Origin of the sequence: Planktotalea sp., from assembly GCF_039984035.1 — a bacterium.
Lineage (GTDB): Bacteria > Pseudomonadota > Alphaproteobacteria > Rhodobacterales > Rhodobacteraceae > Planktotalea.
The window spans coordinates 1-4281 of the sequence record NZ_JBDWVM010000330.1; the positions used below are offsets into that span (position 1 = coordinate 1).

A 4281-nucleotide genomic window follows, 5' to 3' on the forward strand; every position below is an offset into this window, starting at 1 on the left:
CAGCTGATGCGCAGGCGCCACGGTTTGCAGCGGCGTCGCCTTGACGCAGAGCGCAATGCCGGCCCAACACAAAGCCGCCGTCAACGCCAACAAGTCGCCGGTCAGGCTGGCGGTGACATCGCTGTGGTCCAAAAGCGCCAGCGCAACGCCCCCCATCGCCAGCGCCATCCCCGCCAATCGCCGCCCGGTCAAACGGTCTGACGGCAGCACAAAGTGACTGACGATCGCCAACCATACCGGCATCGAATAAAAGATGACAGAAGCACGGCTGACGGTGGTGAAATCGAGTGCGACGAACAAGCAGGTGAATTCCAGCGCAAAGAGCATCCCAGACAACAGCCCTGCCGGGATCGCGCGCTTTGGCAAAACAAAACTGATACCGCGCCACCGCATCCAGATCAGCAAGACAACCATCGCTCCGGCCGACCGCACACCGGCTGCAAAAACCGGGTTAAATCCGCCGTTTGTGACTTTGACGACCACCTGATTGAACGCCAAATGCACCGCAAAGGCGATCAAGGCAACGGCGCCGATTGTATCCATATGAGGTTTGGTGGTCATTGCGCCAAATGGGCGGCTCTGCCCCGCAATGTCAATCGCGGCGCAGATGCTTTTTTAACGTATATTCAGGGATCAAGCGGCCTGCTGGCCATCACCGCCAGATTTCCCGCCACGATTGCGCCGACGCCGGTTGCGTGCCGGTTTTGCGCCCTGCGGTTGCCCCGACGCAGGTTTTGGGCTGCCTTGCCCACGACCACCACGTCTGCGACCACGTCCTTTGGATTTGCTGTCTTCGGGAATGTCCATCGCTTCCCATGGGCGCCCCGAGGCGACCGGGATCGATATGCCCATGGTTTTCTGGATGGCTTTCAATTCGCCCATCTCGTCGGGGGCGCAAAATGCGACGGCTGCGCCATCTTTGCCAGCCCGCGCGGTCCGCCCGATCCGGTGTACATAGTTGTCAGGCACATTCGGCAGATCGTAGTTGTACACGTGTTTCACATCGGGGATATCAAGACCGCGCGCGGCGACATCCGTGGCCACCAACACCTTGATTTCGCCCGATTTAAACGCTGCAATCGCCCGGTCCCGTTGGCCCTGAGATTTGTTGCCGTGGATCGAACTGGCGGCATACCCTGCTTTGACCAGGTTTTTCATCAGCTTTTCAGAGCCATGCTTCGTGCGCCCGAATACCAAGGCGCGTTCATCACGGTGCTTGTCCAGCAGTTCGATCAGCAGCCCCGATTTCTCGGCTTTGGCGATAAAATGCACCTCTTGGGTGACCTTATCCGCGGCCTTGCCGGGAGGCGAGACTTCGATACGGATTGGGCTGCGCAGGTAGCTTTGCGCCAATTCGTTCATTTGTTTGGGCATCGTCGCCGAAAACAACATGGTTTGCCGTTCTGGCGGGATCACAGCAGCGATTTTACGCAGGTCATGGATAAACCCCATGTCGAGCATCTGGTCGGCCTCATCCAGCACCAAGAACGTCGCGTCGTTCAAGCGCACGGCACGGCGATCCATGAGGTCAAGCAAGCGGCCCGGCGTCGCCACCAGAAGGTCAACACCGCGCTCCAACCGTTTGATTTGATTGTTGATCGACTGGCCGCCCACGACCATCGCGACCTTCAATGAAGTATTTTCAGCAAAGGCGCGCAGATTGACGCTGATCTGGGTGGCCAGCTCGCGGGTCGGTGCCAGCACCAAACCACGCACCGATTTTGGCGCCGGGCGCCCGTCTAGCTCTAACATTTGCGCAACCAGCGGCACACCAAAGGCGGCGGTTTTGCCAGTTCCTGTTTGGGCCAAACCCATCACATCGCGCCCGTTCAGCGCGTGAGGGATAGCCTGTTTCTGGATCGGTGTCGGATCGTTCAGACCCATATCTTTCAACCGCGCCACCAATTTCGGTGGCAGACCCATCATGTCAAAATCCCCCATTTATCTCTTTCCGGCGCACCGGCGCGGCACGCATATATTGGCCGCGCCACATATGGGCACCGCTTGGGAGACACCAAACAGATCGCAGGGGGCGCCAATGCGCACACCTGTCTGTGGCGTTTGCACCCACGCGTGATTTTGGGAACAACAGCGGATCTTTTTATGCAAGCGGCGGACATCTATTTTGGTCCGTCAGCGCTTCCAACTGCTCACGCGGCAGAAGATATCGCTGGCGCTGCGGATGCAGCATTCAATGTGAAAAGTCAACATCAAACCGTCAAAGGCATCTGGATGGCGGCGCAAAATACCGTTAAACGAGATATTCAAACACTAAGGGTCAAGACATGGGTACGACAATCATCCAGCGCTGCGAAGCCAAGGGGCTCCGTATGACGGGGCAACGGCGCGTGATTGCCAAAGTACTCGAAAACAGTGCCGACCATCCGGATGTCGAAGAACTATATGCCCGTGCCGCCGCCATTGATGCGGGGATTTCAATTGCAACGGTTTACCGGACGGTAAAGCTGTTTGAAGAAGCAGGCATTTTGGAAAAGCTCGAATTCGGAGATGGCCGCGCGCGCTATGAGGACGCGGAACGCGATCACCATGACCACCTGATTGATATGAATTCAGGCGAGGTGATCGAATTTGTTGACGCCGAAATTGAGGCGCTACAGGAACGCATCGCGCACAAATTGGGGTATGCCCTGCGCGGGCACCGCCTAGAGCTATATGGTGTTCCGCTGAAAAAGCACGATGCCGATCCGGCAGAGTAATCGGTTTTTGCATGAGTTGGGGGACCGTATTCACGCTCCCCCAACTCGCATCACTTAGTGGCGTTGCGGACCAGGCTGCGCGGCCGTCCAGCTGTTACCGAGCAGCATACGTTCGAACGCTGCGAAAATCGCCTGCATCGGTGCGCGTTTGTACGGAAAAATCACCTCAGGGTCCATATCGTGCACGATCAAGGCGTTGTCGGCCTCAAACACGATCAAGTTTCCGTCGGCATCTTCGGCACAATCAATCCCGAAGTAATCCAGGCCGACCTGCGCAACAAGCGCATCAAAGCTGGCTTGATGGCGCGCCCCAAATCCAGTGTCGAACTGCGCCATAAAGGTCGCTTCTTCTTGGCGTTTGTCAGCAAAGGCGTGCATGTCCGCGTTCAAATACCACACGTCCCACTGATCGGCGACGGCCATATGGCAAGGGAAGGCTTTGCCATCGACAAACACAATTCGGTATTTGCGATATTTACCGTCATGCGGTGACGCGTAGTCCTCGAAGTCAGACACATAGAACTCGGCCTCATCCCGCTCCGTCAGATAGGCGGTCAAGTCGTGCGGTCCTGCAAGCTTTTTCAGACCCAACCCGGCGTGCGACCCAACGGGGCGAATGATCAACGGATACCCACCAAGGGTCTGCAATGCAGCTTGCCCTTCACTGCTCTCCAATGTCTCACGCTCAATGCGCAACGACGCTGGGAAACGCGCCTTGTCAACATCTGCCAACAGGGCCGGCATGCTATCGCGGTCCAAGCTTACAGGTGTTTCGGGGAGGTTCAGGGTGCGTGTCCCTGATTTGCGGGTCAAATAACGCACATGCTCATAGAACTCGGCGTTATTTTCCGAATCGGCAGGGGCTGCGCAAAATGCAACATCATGCCGCGGCAGTTCAAAATCGCGCCCCGACTGCAGGCACGGATAATAAAACATCACCTCAAAATCAGATGTTTGCAGCAAGAACTCGACGGGGGTGTTCCCCCCCATGTCGATGGGTGCCGCAAACACCAACACCCGCTTGCGGGCATCTGATGCACGATGTGTTTTGAACATGCGGCAGGTCTCAAATGCCTGCGTCTGCCAGGCCAACCCTTGTTCGCGGTTCCCGGTCAGTTGGTCGATGACAGCAAGGTCCATTAAGGCGCCTGCTTGCCCGCTTTCTGCGAGGCATTGGGTCAACAACTGTGTGCGCAGTGGACTTAGATCCACCCCGTCAAATGCCAATTTCGTCAATTGGGCTAAGCCAATTCTAGCTTGAGGTTCCATTCTGGCTCCTATCCTCGTTCCTAGCTTTGTATGTCATGGCAAAGTTTCCAAAGTGTGGACATAGAACAAAAAAAGAACACAAAGCTGTCATAAATGTATCCAACACCTTACCATCCCCGCACGATTGACCTGCCCGCGGCTTTCTGAAACGACGCAAGCAGCCTCCATAAAAGGACACCCAATGGACAACTTACGCGGCGCGGCCCTCATGGTGGCGGCCATGCTGGCCTTTGCACTCGAAGACATGTTGATCAAACTGATGGCCGCAGCCCTACCTGTTGGTCAAATTATCGGC

Annotated in this window: 4 protein-coding genes and 1 pseudogene; 2 read left to right on the top strand and 3 right to left on the bottom strand. The window is 56.5% G+C overall.

Going from position 1 to position 4281, the window contains the following annotated elements:
• Positions 1–561: DMT family transporter (locus ABJQ89_RS14845; protein WP_348496964.1), on the bottom strand; the 561-nt coding region annotated here is incomplete at its 3' end.
• A 72-nt stretch (positions 562–633) separates the two neighbouring features.
• Positions 634–1941 (bottom strand): DEAD/DEAH box helicase, encoded by a 1308-nt coding sequence (locus ABJQ89_RS14850; protein ID WP_348496965.1) that lies wholly within the window; start codon positions 1939–1941, stop codon positions 634–636.
• 344 nt (positions 1942–2285) lie between these two features.
• Here ABJQ89_RS14850 and ABJQ89_RS14855 point away from each other — a divergent pair, with 344 nt between their 5' ends.
• Positions 2286–2717: a Fur family transcriptional regulator gene (locus ABJQ89_RS14855; protein WP_348405115.1), complete on the top strand. Its 432-nt coding sequence runs from the start codon at positions 2286–2288 to the stop codon at positions 2715–2717.
• A 54-nt stretch (positions 2718–2771) separates the two neighbouring features.
• Here ABJQ89_RS14855 and ABJQ89_RS14860 read toward each other — a convergent pair whose 3' ends face one another.
• Positions 2772–3986, bottom strand: coding sequence for a hypothetical protein (locus ABJQ89_RS14860; protein ID WP_348486291.1), 1215 nt, complete (start codon positions 3984–3986; stop codon positions 2772–2774).
• Between the two features lie 181 nt (positions 3987–4167).
• Between ABJQ89_RS14860 and ABJQ89_RS14865 the strand changes: the two are divergent.
• Positions 4168–4281 (top strand): annotated as a pseudogene (locus tag ABJQ89_RS14865) (EamA/RhaT family transporter); the annotation flags it as partial.

Bases quoted from the DNA above. Each gene is read 5' to 3' on its own strand.
- ABJQ89_RS14850 (WP_348496965.1), bottom strand. From the start codon at position 1,941: ATGGGGGATTTTGACATGATGGGTCTGCCACCGAAATTGGTGGCGCGG.
- ABJQ89_RS14855 (WP_348405115.1), top strand. From the start codon at position 2,286: ATGGGTACGACAATCATCCAGCGCTGCGAAGCCAAGGGGCTCCGTATG.
- ABJQ89_RS14860 (WP_348486291.1), bottom strand. From the start codon at position 3,986: ATGGAACCTCAAGCTAGAATTGGCTTAGCCCAATTGACGAAATTGGCA.